Here is a 16,547-nt window from a genome sequence, read left to right as displayed (position 1 = left end):
ACCCAGGGGTGGCAAATGCACAAGCTGCCAGGTTCCAGGACCCCTGTCTGTGCGCATCAGCGGCAATTCTGGAGTGGAAGAATTGGGCGATGTCCCGAATCGAGGACCGCATGACGGCGCGGTTGACCGAGCTCACCCGCGCGGCCGTGGACCGCTGCGCCACCGAGATCCCGTTCTACCGGGCGCTCCCCCGCGAGCTGCTCGACGGCGAGGTGCACCGCGCGTTCACCGAGACCACCCGGCTGATCGCCAGGACCCTCCGCGAGGAGCGCGCCCCGAACACCGCGGAGCTCACCGAGATCATCGACTGGTCGGCGCGGCGCGCGGCGGACGGGCTGCCGCTGGACGCGGCCATCGCCGCGTACCTGGTCGCCTCGATGACCGAGTTCGAGCTGCTGTCCGGCGAGGCCGACGCGCCCGAGATGCGGCGCTATGCCGTCCACACCCTCCGGTACCTCGCGAGCGTCCTGCCGGCGGTCGCCCTGGCCCACCTGCACGAGCACCAGCAGATCGAGGGGCAACGCCGCGACCTGCGCCGCGACCTGGTCTCCGCGCTGCTGTCCGGGGAACCCGCCGCCGAGCTGGCCGAGCAGTCGGGCGTGGCGCTCGCGTCCGGCTACCTCGTCGTCCTGCTGCGGCTGGCGCCCGGCGAGGCCGGTGCCCGCAGCACGATCCGCCGCGTCCAGTCGGTCCTGGACGCCCACCAGCAGGCCGACGTCCTGGCCGCGCTCACCGTCGACGGCGGGACGGTGCTGCTCCCCCGCGCGCCGGACGCGTTCGCGCGGCTGCCCGCGCTCCTCGCCCGGATCGGCGAGGCGACCGCCCGTGCCGTCACCGCGGCGGCGGCGGAGGCGGACACGCTGGACGCCGTGCCCGAAGCGCTCGGCGAGGCGGAGGAGGTCGCCGACCTCGCCCGCCGCCTCCGCCTGCCGCCCGGCCTCTACCGGCTCGACGACGTCCTGCTCGAATACCAGCTCACCAGGCCGGGCCGCGCGCTGACCCGCCTCGCCGCCAAGCTCGACCCCCTCGCCGCGAACCCCGTCCTGATGGAGACGGCCCGCTCGTTCGTCCGCCACGGCCACAACCGCAGCCGGACCTCGGCCGAACTGCGGATCCACCGCAACACCCTCGACTACCGCCTGGGCAAGATCGCGAAGCTCACCGGCCTCGACCTGTCCGCGGCTCACGGCGTGCGCCTCCTCGACGCCGCGATGACCGCCCGCGCCCTGCTCTAGCGCCGCGACCCCCGCAAGCGCCGCGTCCGGCGCGGGACGCGCGAAGGCCCGGACCGATCGCTCGGTCCGGGCCCGGCGGGATTCCCGAAGGTCAGCTGCAGTGCGTCCAGCCGCTGTACCAGAACTGGCTGTTGGTGCCGCCGCCCCACTGGACGCACTTGCCGAGGGCGGGCGCGGAGACGGGACCGGCGTAGTAGGCGTAGCTGTCGGTGTCCTCGATCGGGCTGCTCCCCTGGACGTACAGGTAGGCGCCCGTGCGCGTCTTGGTGCCCACGGACGCGGTCTTCACCGTCACCACGCAGTTGCGGCCGGACGAGCCGTTCCAGAGCAGGTAGACGGTCGAGCCGGTCAGCGCCTTGTGGTCGATGACCGAGTAGCCCGAACCGCAGACGGCGGCCGGTGAGGTCGCGGCCGAGGCGGGCGCGGCCAGGGCGACGCCGGCGGCGCCGACCGCGGCGGCGGAGGTGACGAGGGCGAGGGCGAGGGCGGCCTTGCGCATCACGCTGATCTCCTTCCGCTCCGGCGGCGTGCCGGAGCAGTCAAGATCGTCCTGCGCGGACGACGACGCCCGGGCCAACTCCAGATGATCACTGGATGATCTCCGGGCGAGGTGCCGGGGCTCCGGCGGTCCCCCCGCTTGTCCTGCCCGGAGGTTCACTGCGCGAGGCGGTACACGCGGATGACGCGGTCGGGAGTTCCGTAGACCTGCTGCCAGCGAGGTCCCGTCCAGGTCGGATCGTTCAGCATGGGCTGCGCGGCCTTCTGGCAGACCTGGCACAGCCGTCCGCCGTCGGTGTCGTACAGCACGAGAAGGTCCCCCCGCCGCGGCCCTTCGGATCCCGGACGGACGGCGCGGATCCGGGTCGACCAGGCCCGCCCGCCCCAGGCGCCGTGCTGGTAGACCCGGAGCACCTTGCCGGTGCGGGGGTCCGCCCACACCCGGGAGCCGGGGCCGTCGTGGTCGTGCATCCAGGACCGCAGCGACTCCATCTGGGTGCCGCCGCCCGCCCGGGTCGACGGCGCCTGCCACCAGGAGCGGGCGGCGGCGCCCGAGCCGATCAGGGCGACGGCCAGCACCAGCGCGGCCGGCAGGAAGAGCCGCGGCCGGGCGCGGTCCGGGAGCCGGTCGGCCAGGAACACCGCCGCGAGCCAGAGCAGCCCCAACCCGCCCAGCACGAACTCGGGAAAGATGGGGAACCAGTACCGGATCAGCTGCAACCGCAGCTTGGGGGCGCTGGGGTCGAGCACGCCGCCGAGCAGGGTGAGCGGCACCCACAGCAGCGCGCAGCCGGCGACGGGGACCGCCATCCGGCGCGGCCGCAGCAGCCCGCCCAGCAGGGTCAGGCCGAGCAGCGCGACGAGAAGCCCCCCGTCCGGATACGTCCGCAGGGTCTTGGGCAGCCGCAGGACGTACAGCATCCGCGGCTTGTCCCGGTAGGTCGACGCGATGTCGGGCGCCGAAGCACGCTTTCCGTGCCCGGTGATCGCCAGCATCCGCGCCAACGGGTCGCCGTAGAGCCGCCAGCACAGCAGGAGTTCGGCGGCCCCGATCGCCGCGATGGGGAGCAGCACCCAGACCATTCCGGCCACACGCGCCCTGCGGTACAGAACCACCAGGACCACCGGCCACATGAAGACCACGAACTCGCGGGCCAGGTAGGACCAGCCGAGCAGCGCTCCCACCGTGATCAGCAGCGCTCTGCCGGGCGGATCCGGCCGCCGTGCGGCGGACAGCGCCAGCGCCGCCGCGCACGTGAAGAGCCCGGCCGCGAGGACGTCGGGCAGCAGGTCCGTGGAGTCGGCGAAAACCGGGGTCGCCGCGACCACCACCAGGGCGCCGGCGGCCCCCACCGGCCGGGCGAACAGCACCGTGCCCAGCGCGAAGGTCCCGACGAGCAGTGTCAGCGTGGCCAGCACCGGCACGGTCGCGTAGGCGGCCTGCGAGTACCCGAACACGGCGATGGCCACGCGGGCGGGGATGATCAGCCCGAACCGCGTCACCTGATGCATCTCCGTGGTGACCTCGACCGGCCTCGGGAACCGCGCCGCGGCTTCCATGTAGTTGAGCTGGTCGGACGGCACTGGCGTGCGCAGATGGGTCAGCAGGACCACGAGCCAGGCGAGCACGAGACCGCCTGGCAGCAGCCACGCCGAACCCGCGCGGCGGCGATCCGCCGAGGCCGACGGCGCCGCGCGTTCGGCGTCGGCACTGAGACCCGCAGACATGGCGAGAATGTGCCAGCTCCTGCCGATGTCCACGCGTCGTCCCGATGGCCAACGGATGAACTCCAGGAACTCGTCGACCTCCCTTACTCACGTCATCGACGCCGACGGATCGCTCTCGCCTCGGTGACGCGCGGCCGCCCGGTCCGGCGCGTGGGCCATGCCACATGCGGTTCCTGTCAGGAATCGGGTCGCTGTTCCGCTCAACTCCCGACAGCAAGCGAACCGACGGGAGCATCGCATGAAGCACCGCATCGTCGTCGGCGCCGGCTATGCCGGGGCCTACACGGCCGGGACCCTGGCCCGCCGCCTGTCCCCGGCGGACACCGAGATCACCGTGGTCAACGCCGTGCCGGACTCCGTCCAGCGGCTGCGGATGGTGACCCGGACCGACCCGACCCCGGCGCTGCCTTTGATCACCTTCCCGGTGCTCTTCGCCGGCCCGGCCGAGTCCGCTGCCTGCGGGGACCCTGATGCGCTGGGTTACAGTGCCGGTCATGCCTGCTGAGTTGCATCAGAGCGCGGTGGTGGCCGACGCGCACAACGACCTGCTGATGGCGGTGGTGGCACGCCCGCCCGCGCGGTGGGCGTCGTTCTTCCGGGAGCGGTGGCTCCCCCAGTTGCGCGCCGGTGGCGTCGATCTGCAGGTGCTTCCGGTGTTCATCGACAGCCAGTTCAGGCCCGAGGGCGCGCTGCGCGAGACGCTCCGGATGATCGAGTGCGCGCACGTGATCGCCGAGGGGAACCCCGAGGACGTCCGGCTCTGCTCCGACGGGCCGCAGATCGACGCGGCCCTGGCCGAGGGGAAGATCGCGCTGGTCCTGGCGCTGGAGAGCATGCCCGGACTGGACGCCGACATCGAACTCCTCGCGACCGTGCACCGGCTGGGCGTGCGGGTCGCCTCGCTGGCGCACTGGGGACGCACCCCGCTCGCCGACGGCAGCGGCGAGGACGCCACCGGGAGCCGCCTGACCTCCGCCGGCGTCCGGGCCGTGGCCGAGATGGAACGGCTCGGCATCCTGCTCGACATCTCCCACCTGGGCGCCCGCGGGGTGGAACACGTCCTGGAATTGGCGTCCCGGCCGGTGATCGCCACCCATTCCAGCGCCCGCGCCCTGCGCGACCATCACCGCAACCTGACCGACGACCAGATCCGGGGCGTCACGGCGTCCGGCGGTGTGGTCTGCGTGAACTTCCTGCCGGGCTTCCTGGCCGCCGACCCGTCCGGCTACACCCTCGCCCGCCTGGCCGACCACATCGAGCACGTCGCCTCGGTGGCGGGCATCGACCACGTCGGCCTCGGCCCCGACTTCGTCCACGAGGTCTACGCCGACCTCACCCCGCCCTGCTGCGAGGACCCCGCCGCGAACGCAGGCTTCGACGTCATGGCCACCCTCCCCGGCCTGGCCGGGCCCTCCGGCCTGCCCCTGCTCACCGACGAACTCCTCGCCCGCGGCCTGCCCGAGCCCGACATCCGCAAGATCCTCGGTGACAATCTCCGCCGGCTGCTCACCACCCACCTCTCCTGACCCGCTCACCGACGTCCGTTCCTCGCGGCGGCCGTCTCCGCAAGTGCGCGGCTCTGTTGCGCCTCCGGTATTCGGTGGGTGTCAGGCCGACCAGGGTCTTGAAGCGCCGGGCGAAGTACGTCGGGTCGTCCCAGCCGACGGCGGCGCCGACCCGGGCGGCCGGCAGGGACGAGTTCACCAGCAGCGCCGCCGCCCGCTCGGCTCTCAGCCGGGCCAGGAATCCCATCGGGGTCGAGCCGGTGCACTGGGCGAACAGCCGGCCGAGATAGGCGGCGTCGAGGTTGACGGCCCGCGCGAGGTCGGCCAGCCGCCACGGCTCCGCGGGCGCCGCCTCGAGCCGCGCGATGGTCGCGGCCACCGCGGGATGGACGGCCGGTTCGAGCGCCCCGGGGTCGGGCTCGGCGCCGTCGGCCAGGATCCCCAGCACGGTCATCAGGCGGCCGACCGCCCGGCCGGTCCGGCGGCGGCCCGCCGCGAGGTCCCCTTCGAGCAGGCCGATCTGCGCGATGGCCTCGTCGGCGTCCGAGGGGGCGAGGGACCGGACCGCCACACCGCGGGCGCCGTGGGACACCGGGTCGGTCCACAGCAGCCGGCGCAGCATCGGCAGCCGGTACAGCTCGGCCCGCAGCGCGCGGGCGGACAGGCAGCAGTTGGCGACGGTGAGGTCGGCGCAGTCGCCGAAGGCGTGCCAGGCGCCCGGACGCAGCACGATCGCGTCGCCGTGCCGCAGCGGACGCTCGCCGTGGCTGGTGACGTGCCGGCCGCCGCCGGGGCCGATGATCGCGATCTCGAGGAAGTCGTGCGTGTGCGGCTCGACCCCGGTGGTCAGGTGGTGGACGCCGCCCCAGACCGGACCGTCGACGAACAGCGCCTGCTCGTGCAGCGTGGCGAGCATGTCGTGATCGTACGACTCCTCGCCGGGATCGGCCTAGCCCTCGACCGCGTGCCCCGGCGAGGCTTGGCACATCCCGACGAACGGAGTCCTCATGGTGAACGAGCAGGCGAGCAGCGATGTCGGAGCCGACGGCCGGGTCTCGCGGGAGCTGGTGGAGGCGTATCGCGAGCACGGTTTCGTCCGAGTCCGCGGCGTCCTCGACCAGGCCCGGATCGAGCGGTTCAGGTCCGGCGCCGAGAACTACCTGGAGGCGCATCGCGCCGAGAGCCTGGAGACGCGCGGCGCCTTCAGCCAGCTGGTCAACGTGTGGCGGCGCGACCGGACGCTGCGGGATCTGACCCTGGACCGGCGGCTCGGCAGGATCGCCGAGCAGCTCGCCGGATTCCCGCTGCGGCTGTGGCACGACCAGATGCTGGTGAAAGAGCCGCACAGCGACACCGCCACGGAGTTCCACCAGGACCGTCCGTACTGGCCGCACCAGGGCGACCGCCTTCCGCTGTCCGCCTGGATCGCGCTGGTCGACGTCCCGCCGGAGCGGGGCTGCATGACGTTCCTGCCCGGCACCCAGCATCACGCCGGTCTCCGCCCGCAGGACCTGCACGACGCGGAGGATCTGTTCGCGGCGGAACCGGCGCTGCGGTGGGCGCCCCGCGTCACGCTCCCTCTGCGCGCCGGCGACTGCACCTTCCACAGCGGTTACACGGGGCACATGGCGCTGCCGAACCGCACGGGGACGGCCCGGCTCGCGCACGTCACCATCTACATGGACGCGGAGACCGCCTTCAGCGGCGGCGCCCACCCCGTGACCGACGGCCTCGGCCTCACGGCGGGAGATCGGCTGGACGGCGAGGCGTTCCCCCGTCCGTGGGCATGAGCAGGCGCACCGGGCCGAACAGGCCGGAGACCCGCTGACCGGGGAAGACGAAGTGGGTCGGGCTCACCTCGTCGAGGTAGGGCGCGAGCGTGCCGCAGACCAGGATCTCGATCTCGTTCGGGCCCTCCCGCAGGGCGGCGCCCAGGTCGAAGCGGTAGGGGGCGCAGATCCGAACGCCCGCGTGCACGCCGTTGACCGTGACCTCGGCGGTGCCGCGCACCCGCCCGAGGTCGAGCGTCGCCGCGGCCGGGGCCGAGGGCAGGTCGACGCGGCGGCGGTAGCGGACCGCCCCGCTGTAGCCGGCCAGTCCCGTGTCCTCCCAGTCGCCCAGCTCGATCGTTCCGGGACCGGCGGTGAACCGCACGGGCCCGGCGAGCGCGGCGCCGGCCTGGTGTCCGGGGACCGTCAGGATCCGCAGCTCCGCCGTCCTCCGGCCGGGTGCCCGGCCCTGGCCCGGTCGAGGCAGCGGCATCTCCGGGCCCGGTTCCAGCGGCTCGCCGTCGAGGAGCGCCTCCAGCAGTTCACCGCGCACCTCGACGGCCATCCGCGTGGCGCCCGGCGGCACGGTGACGCGGAGCCGCTCGACGCGCGGGCCGATGCCCGGGACGGCGAACCGCGCGGGCAGGACGTCGCCAGTGTCCACGGCGTCATCGAGCCAGGCCGCGCCGGGCAGCGGATGGGGGCGCCGCCGCAGGTGCAGCGAGGCCGGGTCGCCGTGCTGGCGGCGGCTCGGCACGACGGGCACCGGCTCACCGTCGCGCGCGGCCGTCCACCCGGCGCCGGAGACCACCGCGCCGTCCACCATGACGGCCGGGGGCGCCCCGCCCTCGGTGAGGACCAGCGTCACCTCCCCGCCGGTCACCGCGTAGCGGCCGACGCGGGGCACCTCGTGCTCGGCGTACGGGTCGAACCCGCCCTGGCGGCCGACCTCCTCGCCGTCGACGAGGATCCGGCAGGGGGACGCCGAGGCCACCTGGAGGACCGCGGGGCCGGAGGAGGCCGCCGCGGCGGCGCGGGGTGCGGTGAGCGTGACCCGCGCGCCCGGCCTCCCGGGTCCGGCGACCGTGATCCACTCCGGTCGCCGGTAGCGGCCGGGGTCGGTGACCACGGCGAGGTGGGCGCGCAGCCGCACCTCCTCGTCCGGGACGAACCGGACCTCGATGTCGTGCTCCCCGCCCGCGACGGGGGCCGTGGCGATCGCGAGGTGCCCCCGGTCGTCGAGCGGGACCTCGGCCCCGTCGACCAGCAGCGTCTTGGCCGCCGCCGCGCCGACCGCCACGAGACCGCCGTCCGCCGGCACGGTCACGCGCGCGCGGAAGAGCACCGCCTCCCCGGCCGCGACCTCACCGAAGTCGAGGAACTCCTCCGGCACGTGCCCCTTGGGCCCGAGGAAGTCGCGGTGCACGGCGTCCTTGCGGATGCCGCGCGAGTCGGAGTAGACGGCGGGGCGCCACGAGCCCTCGGACTCCAAAGCCCAGACGCCGTGGGGGCCGAACGTGGCGTGCGCCTCGGCCCAGTTCGTCTCGCCCTCGACCTGGTGCTGGAGGCTCCAGCATTCCAGCGGGACGTCCCGGTCGGCGGGGCGGGCGAAGTCCCCCCAGGAGTTGTCGAGGGTGGGCACCGTCTCCATCGTCCAGGAGGTCCCGAGGTCCAGGACCTCACCCGCCTGCGGCTCTTCGGCCCGGACGGACGCCGTGCGGTCCGCGGTGTCCGCGCCGCCCTCGCCGCCCGCGCCGTCTTCGCCGCCAGGGAAGATGACCAGGGCGGCGGGCGCGTCGTCGAACGGCACGACCACCTCGGACCACGCCGCGTCCACCGCCCGGACCTCCAGCGGCCGCGGCGGCCCTCCGAACGGACCGGCCAGGAACGCCGGGCCCCGGACGCCGCGCACCCGCACCCGCATGTCGCGCAGGTAGCGGTCCGGGTCGAAGTCGTAGGTCACGTCGAGCCAGCCGAGTTCGACGCCGCGCTCGCCGGGACGCTCCACCGACACGCGGCTGGCCATGGACGGAGCGGCGGTCACGAAGACCAGGGTGGCGCCGTCGACCTCGCGGACGAGGGCGGGCACCGGTGCGTCCACGCGGCGGCCGGCGGCGAGGGCCGCTCCGAGGCCGTCGGCGTCCGCCACGACCTCCGCCAAGGCGCGGAGTTTCGCCACCGCCGCGTCGGCGTCCGGGTCGCCGACGCCGTGGCGCGGCGGCGGGCCGACCGCGATGACGCGTCCACCGGCCTCGGCGAACGCGGCGAGCCTGCGCGCGGTCTCCCCTTCGAGCACGGTGCACGCGGGCAGGAGGACGGTGCCGTACGACTCGTTCGCGACGTCCAGCCGTCCGCGCGTGACGTCGGCGCGCTGCACGGAGTCGTCGTCCACGACGTCGGCGTCGATTCCCAGCCGGTCGAGCGCTCCGGGGACCATCCGGAACCACGCCATGTCGCCGACCAGGCTCCGGTAGGCGTCCTGGGCGCGGACGGCGTCCGGGTCGACGCCGTCGAGGCGCGTCCCGGCCTGTGCGGTGGCGGTCGGGAACAGCACCGCGACGTCGCAGACGTGCCTTCCCAGCGACAGCGCGGCGCACAACCGGGTGACCGCGTCGGCGAACACCCGGTGGTGCCGCCAGTAGGGCTGGCGCCAGTCGGTGGACGGCGGCGCCCATTCCCACCAGCCCGCCTTGGTCGTGTAGTAGACGGCGTGCGGGTTGTAGAGGGTGGCGCCCGACCGCAGCCAGGGAAGCAGCCAGTCGAAGGTCTCCTCCAGCGTCCCGCCCCAGCCGCTGGAGTGGAACGCCTCGATCCAGGTCCGGTCCCGGCCGTACAGGTGCGCCAGCGACGAGTGGATGCGGGCGTCGCCGTGGTGGTCCGAACCGGGTGCGCCGAACCAGCGGTGTGTGCGCGCGTAGTCGGCGTAGATCCGGACACCGTCCACCGGGAGCCCGGCCCGTGCCGGATCCTGCTGGTCGCAGCCGTGCAGCAGGCCGTGCGCCTGGTGCCACTCGGCGAGCGGCCGGAAGAACGCCTCCTCGGCCAGTTCCGCGCGGGTGAGGTGGTAGTCGCGGCGGATCCGGAAGGCGTCCCGGCCGCCTTCCCCGCTCTCCGCCCTCCCCCACAGCGCCCCGAGGTGCGGGGTCAGGTCGTAGCCGCGGCGCCGCGCGAACTCGTCGGCGAACGTCCGCGACCAGGTCGGCAGCGACGGCAGCTCGTCCTGGAACGACCCGACGATCACGTTGCCGAGCCGGTGGCCGAGCCGCCGCGCGAACTCGCCGTGCACGCGGTCGAACAGCGCCGCGCACGCGTCGGCCGACAGGTAGTCGAAGCCCCGCACGCCCGCCGTTCCGGACGGTTCCAGCCATTGCCCCGCGTAGTCGGGGACGTCGCGCACCAGCCGGGCCTGGAGGTCGGCGCCGGAGAAGCCGAGCTGGTCGTAGAACCAGAGCGACACCCCCAGCCCGGCGGCGTCCTCGCACACCGCGTCCAGCAGGTCCCACCAGGCGTCGGAGAAGAACGGCGGGTCGTCGGCGTCCGAGCCGAACATCGGTCCCGAGGGCGCCAGGTTCAGCACCACCAGGTTGCGGACGCCGCCCTCGGCGAACCGTTCGAGCTGGTCGCGGAGGCGCCGCCGGTCGAGCCGCTCGCCGCTCCACCACCAGATGGGCGCCGGCGAGTACGCGGGCGGCGGCGCGTCCAGGACGGCCAGCAGCCGGGACGGGATCGCGGCCACGCTCACCCCTTCAGCCCGCTCGCGAAGCCCTTGATCACGTACCGCTGCAGCACCAGGAAGACCACGATGATCGGCAGCGCGGCGAGCACCAGGCCGGCGAAGACCAGCCCGTAGTCCGACACGTACTGCCCCACGAACGCGAAGATCCGCACCGGGACGGTCTCCCGCGCCGACCCGCCCAGGTACAGCAGCGGCGTGAAGAAGTCGTTCCAGACGAACACGGCGTTGAGGATCAGCACGGTGCCGGTGATCGGCCGCAGCAGCGGGAACACCACCCGGGTGAACGCCTGGAGGTGGCCGGCGCCGTCGATCAGCGCGGCGTTGGCGTAGTCGCCCGGCAGCGCCCGGATGAACCCGGTGTAGAGGAAGATCGTGAACGGCAGCTGGATGCCGGTGTAGAAGATGATCATCCCCTGGTAGGTGCCGAGCAGGCCGGCCGAGTCGGCCAGCTTGAACAGCGGGATCATGCCGAGCTGGAACGGCAGCACGATGCCGAGCAGGAACAGCACGTACAGCGCGAACCCCATCCGGGTGGCGCAGCGGGCCAGGAAGTAGGCGGCGAACGACCCGATGGCGATGAGCGCCACCAGGCTGACCACCGTGATGACCGTGCTGTTCAGCAGCGCCGACCCGAGCGAGGCCCGCGACCAGGCGCCGGAGAAGTTCGCGAACGTCGGCGACGTCGGCGGGGACAGCGGCGCCGAGGCGATCTGCTGCTTGTCCTTCAGCGACAGCGTGATGAGCGCGTACACCGGGAACAGGAACGCCAGCGCGACCGCGATCATCAGCACCTCCAGCAGGAAGGTGCGGAACCCGTACCGCAGGCTCATGCGGTCACCTCCCGGCTGCGCAGGTAGTAGATCTGGATCAGCGAGACCGCGGCGACGAACAGCGCCAGGACCAGCGCGATCGCCGTGCTGTAGCCGTAGTTGCCGAACACGAACGCCTGCTTGTACAGGACGGTCGAGAGCGTCTCGCTGGAGTGGCCGGGGCCGCCGCTCGTGGCCGCGTACACCTGGTCGAACAGCTTCAGCCCGCCGATGGTCGACAGCATCACGTTGATCGTGACCGCGGGGGCCAGCAGCGGCCAGGTCACGCTGCGGAACCGCTGGAAGCGGCCGGCGCCGTCGATCATCGCGGCCTCGTGCAGTTCCGCGGGCACGCCCTCCAGCCCGGCCAGGAAGATGACCATCGAGTAGCCGGCGAACTGCCAGATGACCATCCCCGCCACCGACCACAGCGCCAGCGACGGGTCGCCCAGCCAGTCCTGGCGCAGCGACCCGAGACCGAGCCCGCCGAGGATCGCGTTCAGCCCCGCGTCCGGCGCCGGGTTGTAGACGTACTTCCACAGGAACGCCACCATCACGGGGCTGACGACGGCGGGCGCGAAGAACACGACCCGCAGCACCACCCGCGACTTGATGCGGGTGTGCACCCCCAGCGCGAGCAGCAGCCCGATGCCGTTCTGGACGACGACGATCGCGACGGTCAGCAGCAGCGTGTTGACCAGCGAGCCGCGGGCGGCGTCGTCCTGCAGCAGCCGGCGGAAGTTGTCGATGCCGTTGAACGAGCGGTCGCCGATGCCGTTCCAGTCGGTGAACGCGTAGACGATCCCGCTGGCGCTCGGATACAGCACGACCAGCACGTACACGAGCAGGGCGGGCGCCGCGAACCACCAGGGCGGCGTCAGGAAGCCGCCCCGCCGCCGGCGGCCGCGGGGCGGCCGCCGGGCACCGCGCGCCTTCGGTGCGCCGGCGGCCTGCGCACCGGCCGCGGGTGCGGCCGGTGCGCGCTGAGGGGACGAGGTCACGGCTGCTTCTTCCGGTAGGTCTCGTCCAGCTTGGCCAACCCCTTGGCGACCGTGGTCTTGCCGGCGAGCAGCTCCTGCACCATCGCGAAGTGGGCGGGCTGCACCTCGGCGTTGGGCCAGGCCTGGTCCATGAACGGGACGGCCTTGTTGCCGTCCATGTACGGCAGGAACGGCGTCAGCACCGGGTCGATCTTGGAGCCGGCGTCCCGGACGAGCGGGACGCAGGCGACGGACTCGGCCCAGCGGTTGATGTTCTCCTGCCGGCCGAGGAAGTCGATGAACGCCTTGGCGGCGTCGCGGTTCCTGCTGCGGGCGCTGACGCCGAGCCCCACGACGACCCCGGCGGGGATCCACACCTGGGAGGCGTCGTCGGCGCCCGGCACCGGGAACATCGACAGGTCGTCCGGGCTCGGCGCGGCCTTGCGGAAGTCGGGCAGGACCGCGGAGACCTGGATCGCCATGGCGGCCTTGCCGGTGGCGACCATGGACGTCTGCTGCTCGAACGTGGTGCCGTTCGGGTTGTCGTTGAAGAAGCCCCGCTTCTGCAGCTCCAGGTACATGTCGAGCGCCTGCACCCAGCCGGACTGGGCGAACGTCGCCGTCCCCGCCTTCATCTGGCTGTCGAACTGCGGGTTCTTGGCGTACACGGTCGACGGCACGAGCGCGTAGGTGATCAGCTGCGTGACCCACTGGGTCTGCGCGCCGAGCGCGATCGGGACCTTGCCCTTCTTCTTGATCTTGTCGCAGACCTGGAGGAACTCGCTCCAGGTCTTCGGCGGGGTCACCCCCGCCTCCTGGAAGACCTTCTTGTTGTAGATCGCGCCGATCACGCTGGATCCGGCCGAGTACAGGAACGTCTTGCCGTCGAGCTGGAAGGCCGGCTTCAGCCCCGCCGGGACCCGCTTCGTCCAGGCCTGGTCGCTCAGGTCGGCGAGCAGCCCTGCCTGCGCGATCTGCACCATGCTCATCGCGCTGCCGTTGCCCGGGTAGACCACGTGCACGTCGGGGGCGTTGCCCGCGCCCAGCTGCGTGCGCAGCGAGGTCTCCACCTGGTCGGTGGGGGCGAACGAGGTGCTGAACTTCGCCTTGGTGTAGGCCTTGGTCAGCAGGTCGAGCGGCTTCTGCTGGTCGGCCACGCCGACCAGGCGCAGGGTGCCGCCGGACCCGCCGGACGACCCCCCGCAGGCCGTGAGGGCCGCCGGCAGCGCGGCCACCGCGGCCGCTCCGCCCGACAGCCGCAGGAAACCGCGGCGGCTGAGGGCCGTCCTGTCGAACGACGATGTCATCTGTCCTCCTCGCGTTCATGGCGCGGGACGCCGAGGTGACGGCGGCCGGCCATGCCCGTCCCAGCGGGGACGGTGGTCAATGAAGCTCCGCGGTGAAGCGGTACTCCCCCGAAGCGGTCCGGCAGCGGAGCTCCCCCGGCTCCGCGCCGACGATCCGGACCCCGGCGGCCTCGGCCACCGGCACCCCGCTCTCCGTGACCCCGCCGGGGTCGTCCGCGGGGATGTGGACGGTGGCGGTCGCGCCGGGCGGCACCGTCACCTGGAGGTGGAACAGGCCGTCCCGGCGGGTCCAGCGGGTGGCGACGGTCCCGCGCACCGACTCGTAGCTCGCGCCGGCGGAGGTGAGGCCGCCGAGCCTCGGCCGGACCAGCAACTCGCGGTAGCCGACCGATCCGGGCGCCTGGTCGAGGCCGGCGATGCCGCGGTAGAGCCATTCGCCGACCGAGCCGAGCGCGTAGTGGTTGAAGGAGTTCATCGCCGCCGCCTGGAAACCCCGCTCGTCGGTATAGCCGTCCCACCGCTCCCAGATGGTGGTCGCCCCGTGCCGCAGCGGGTGCAGCCACGACGGCGGTTCGGTGCGGCGCAGCAGCGCGTGTGCGAGGTCGGCGTGGCCGTGCGCGTCGAGGACGGGCGCGATCAGGCTCACCCCGAGGAACCCGGTGGTGAGGCCCGGACCGGCCGCCTGGACGAGCTCGACCAGGCGCCGCACCGCACCGGGCACGAGGTCCGCCGGGAGCAGGTCGAACGCCAGCGCCAGCAGGTAGGCGGTCTGGGTGTCGCCCTCGATCCGCCCGCCGGGGGTCACGAACCGCTCGGTGAAGGTCTTGCGGATGTGCCCGGCCAGCGCGCCGTACCGCGCGGCGGCCTCCGCCTCGCCGACGACCTCGGCGGCCCGCGACGTCAGCTCGGCGCTGTGCGCGAAGTAGGCGGTGGCGAGCACGTCCCGGGGCGTGGGCGCGGGCGCGAGCCAGTCGGCGAAGTGGGGGCCGACACGGCGGCTCCACACCAGGTCGGGGTTGTGCCGGTGCACGTGGTCGACCCACGCGCACATGGCGTCGAGGTTGCGTTCGAGGAAGCGCTCGTCCCCGTACACCCGGTAGAGGTGCCAGGGCACGAGGACGCCCGCGTCGCCCCAGCCGGGGGCGCCGTCGTCGGCGACCCCCGCGAGCCTCGGCGCCACGTTGCCGAACGCGCCGTCCGGCGACTGCGCGCCCCGCACCTCGCGCAGCCAGCCGTCGAAGAACGCGGCGACGTCGGCGTTGAGGCACGCGGTGGGCAGGAAGACCTGGGCGTCGGCCAGCCAGCCGAGCCGCTCGTCGCGTTGCGGGCAGTCGGTCGGGACGCTGACGAAGTTGGAGCGCTGTCCCCAGCCGATGGCCTCGAAGAGGCGGTCGACGTCCGGGGCGGAGCACGTGAACTCGCCCGCCCAGGGGGTGTCGCTGTGCAGCACCACGCCGGTGATGTCGCCGGCGTCGAGGTTGCTCGTCCCGGTCACCTCGGCGTACCGGAACCCGTGGTAGGTGAAGCGGGGCTCGAAGACGGTCTCGGCGGGACCGGCCGCGATCAGCACGTCCGTGGCCGCGGCGGTGCGCAGGTTCGCCGTGTACAGCGCCCCGTCGTCGTCCAGGGTCTCGCCATGCCGGATGACGACCCGGTCGCCCTGGGCCAGGCCGCGCACCGTCAATCGGACCCGGCCTGCGAAGTTCTGCCCGAAGTCGACGAGGAACCGTCCCTCGCCGACGCGGGTCACCGACCGGGCGGGGAGCTCCCGGACGGCGCGGACCGGCTGGGCGACCGACGCGGTGAGGCGGCTCCGATCGGAACCGGTCACCCGCACGGGCCGCCACAGGCCGCTCGCGTCTTCTTCCTCGCCGGGGCCACCGGGGAGATCCCAGCCCGGCGTCTCGCGGCGGAGGTCATGGCACTCCCCCATCAGCAGGTCGGCGTACCGGATGGGAGAGCGGGCGCTCTGCCAGTCGCCGCCGGTCGCGATGACGTCGCTGGTCCCGTCGGCGTGGACGAGGTGCAGCTCGGCCAGCAGCTGCGGGAACGTTCCGTAGTGGGCGCCCGAGCGGCGCGGATCGAACCCGACGAACCCGCTCCACCAGCCGTCCGCGATCGTGACGGCGAGGACGTTCCCGCCCGCCCGCACCATGTCGGTCACGTCGTAGACCTGGTAGTCGATGCGGTCGCGGTAGTCCGTCCAGCCGGGGGCGAGCTCGGCGTCGCCGGCGCGCACGCCGTTGACGCGCGCCTCGTAGAGCCCGCAGGCGGTGACGTACAGCCGGGCGCTGACCGGGGCGGCAAGGGCCTCGAACGCCCGGCGCAGCCGGACGGCCGGCTGGAGCCCGTGGTCGGTGAGGGCGAGCGCGCCCTCCTCGGGGGCGTCGACCACGTCGAGATCGGACGGGTCGTGGGCGATCCAGGCGGCCGTCCACTCCGCCGGGCTCATCATCCCCGTCTCGAACCAGGACTCCCGCTCGGCGGACCCGCCGTCCGCGCCGGTGACCGTGACCGTCCAGCGGTAGCGGGTGCGGGGCCGCAGACGCCGGCCCTGGTAACGTGCACCGACGGCTCCGGGGTCGGCCACCTCCCCGGTGTCCCAGACCCCCTCGCCGTCCTCCGCCCGCACGCGCACCCGGTACGCCGCGGGCGCGTCGCCGCGCACGCCGGACGCCAGTCGCCACGACAGCAGCGGCGCGGGCTCGTCGACGCCCAGCGGCCGGACCCGGTGATCGCAGCGGAGGCCGTACGGCGCCGCACCTTGGGACTCGGCCACTCGCCCACTCCGATCGCGATCCCAACAACAAAACTGTGAAGATAACGCCAAAAAATGTGAGATTGAGCGTAGGAGGCCGCCGATCGGAGTGTCAAGATGTCAGCTGGATCACTTCTGAGGGGTTGCGGCGAGCACCGCCGCGGACCGGTCGCGGGCGCGCCGCGCGCCTCGAATCCGACCACTATCACCGGACTGACCACA

General features: G+C 73.4%; 12 protein-coding genes. 4 read left to right on the top strand and 8 right to left on the bottom strand.

Going from position 1 to position 16,547, the window contains the following annotated elements; all coding sequences use genetic code 11:
* Positions 1-89 precede the first annotated feature (89 nt).
* Positions 90-1,235 (top strand): helix-turn-helix domain-containing protein, encoded by a 1,146-nt coding sequence (locus amrb99_RS27750; protein ID WP_190861403.1) that lies wholly within the window; start codon positions 90-92, stop codon positions 1,233-1,235.
* A 91-nt stretch (positions 1,236-1,326) separates the two neighbouring features.
* Here amrb99_RS27750 and amrb99_RS27745 read toward each other — a convergent pair whose 3' ends face one another.
* Together amrb99_RS27745 and amrb99_RS27740 are read right to left on the bottom strand one after the other, a co-directional pair.
* Positions 1,327-1,812, bottom strand: coding sequence for a hypothetical protein (locus tag amrb99_RS27745; RefSeq protein WP_206700136.1), 486 nt, complete (start codon positions 1,810-1,812; stop codon positions 1,327-1,329).
* A gap of 77 nt (positions 1,813-1,889) precedes the next feature.
* Positions 1,890-3,461: a hypothetical protein gene (locus amrb99_RS27740; protein ID WP_190861401.1), complete on the bottom strand. Its 1,572-nt coding sequence runs from the start codon at positions 3,459-3,461 to the stop codon at positions 1,890-1,892.
* Between the two features lie 238 nt (positions 3,462-3,699).
* Here amrb99_RS27740 and amrb99_RS50220 point away from each other — a divergent pair, with 238 nt between their 5' ends.
* Both amrb99_RS50220 and amrb99_RS27730 read left to right on the top strand, forming a co-directional pair.
* Complete coding sequence (locus amrb99_RS50220; RefSeq protein ID WP_206700135.1) at positions 3,700-3,966, top strand: hypothetical protein; 267 nt, start codon at positions 3,700-3,702, stop codon at positions 3,964-3,966.
* Entirely contained in the window at positions 3,956-4,987 is a 1,032-nt protein-coding gene (locus amrb99_RS27730) for a membrane dipeptidase (RefSeq protein ID WP_190861399.1), read from the top strand. Before amrb99_RS50220 ends, amrb99_RS27730 begins: the two co-directional genes overlap by 11 nt.
* Here the strand turns inward: amrb99_RS27730 and amrb99_RS27725 are convergent.
* Entirely contained in the window at positions 4,968-5,882 is a 915-nt protein-coding gene (locus amrb99_RS27725) for an AraC family transcriptional regulator (RefSeq protein ID WP_190861397.1), read from the bottom strand. The genes amrb99_RS27730 and amrb99_RS27725 overlap by 20 nt on opposite strands.
* A gap of 91 nt (positions 5,883-5,973) precedes the next feature.
* Here amrb99_RS27725 and amrb99_RS27720 point away from each other — a divergent pair, with 91 nt between their 5' ends.
* Positions 5,974-6,756 carry a phytanoyl-CoA dioxygenase family protein gene (locus tag amrb99_RS27720; protein WP_190861395.1) on the top strand — a complete coding sequence of 261 codons (783 nt, stop codon included), beginning with the start codon at positions 5,974-5,976 and terminating at the stop codon, positions 6,754-6,756.
* On the opposite strand, the gene amrb99_RS27715 is transcribed toward amrb99_RS27720, so the two are convergent.
* The 5 genes from amrb99_RS27715 to amrb99_RS27695 form a co-directional block, all read right to left on the bottom strand.
* Positions 6,704-10,471 carry a glycosyl hydrolase gene (locus tag amrb99_RS27715; RefSeq protein WP_347256886.1) on the bottom strand — a complete coding sequence of 1,256 codons (3,768 nt, stop codon included), beginning with the start codon at positions 10,469-10,471 and terminating at the stop codon, positions 6,704-6,706. The genes amrb99_RS27720 and amrb99_RS27715 overlap by 53 nt on opposite strands.
* Positions 10,472-10,473: 2 nt before the next feature.
* Positions 10,474-11,301: a carbohydrate ABC transporter permease gene (locus amrb99_RS27710; protein ID WP_190861393.1), complete on the bottom strand. Its 828-nt coding sequence runs from the start codon at positions 11,299-11,301 to the stop codon at positions 10,474-10,476.
* Positions 11,298-12,281: a sugar ABC transporter permease gene (locus tag amrb99_RS53335; RefSeq protein ID WP_190861390.1), complete on the bottom strand. Its 984-nt coding sequence runs from the start codon at positions 12,279-12,281 to the stop codon at positions 11,298-11,300. The genes amrb99_RS27710 and amrb99_RS53335 overlap by 4 nt, the downstream gene beginning before the upstream one ends.
* Positions 12,278-13,567: an extracellular solute-binding protein gene (locus amrb99_RS27700; protein ID WP_190861388.1), complete on the bottom strand. Its 1,290-nt coding sequence runs from the start codon at positions 13,565-13,567 to the stop codon at positions 12,278-12,280. The genes amrb99_RS53335 and amrb99_RS27700 overlap by 4 nt, the downstream gene beginning before the upstream one ends.
* Before the next feature lie 76 nt (positions 13,568-13,643).
* On the bottom strand, positions 13,644-16,346 hold the full coding sequence (locus tag amrb99_RS27695; RefSeq protein WP_190861386.1) for an alpha-L-rhamnosidase: 2,703 nt from the start codon (positions 16,344-16,346) through the stop codon (positions 13,644-13,646).
* Positions 16,347-16,547: the final 201 nt, after the last annotated feature.

Source organism: Actinomadura sp. RB99, from assembly GCF_014706005.1.
Taxonomy (GTDB): domain Bacteria; phylum Actinomycetota; class Actinomycetes; order Streptosporangiales; family Streptosporangiaceae; genus Spirillospora.
This window is presented reverse-complemented; position numbering and strand designations above follow the sequence as displayed.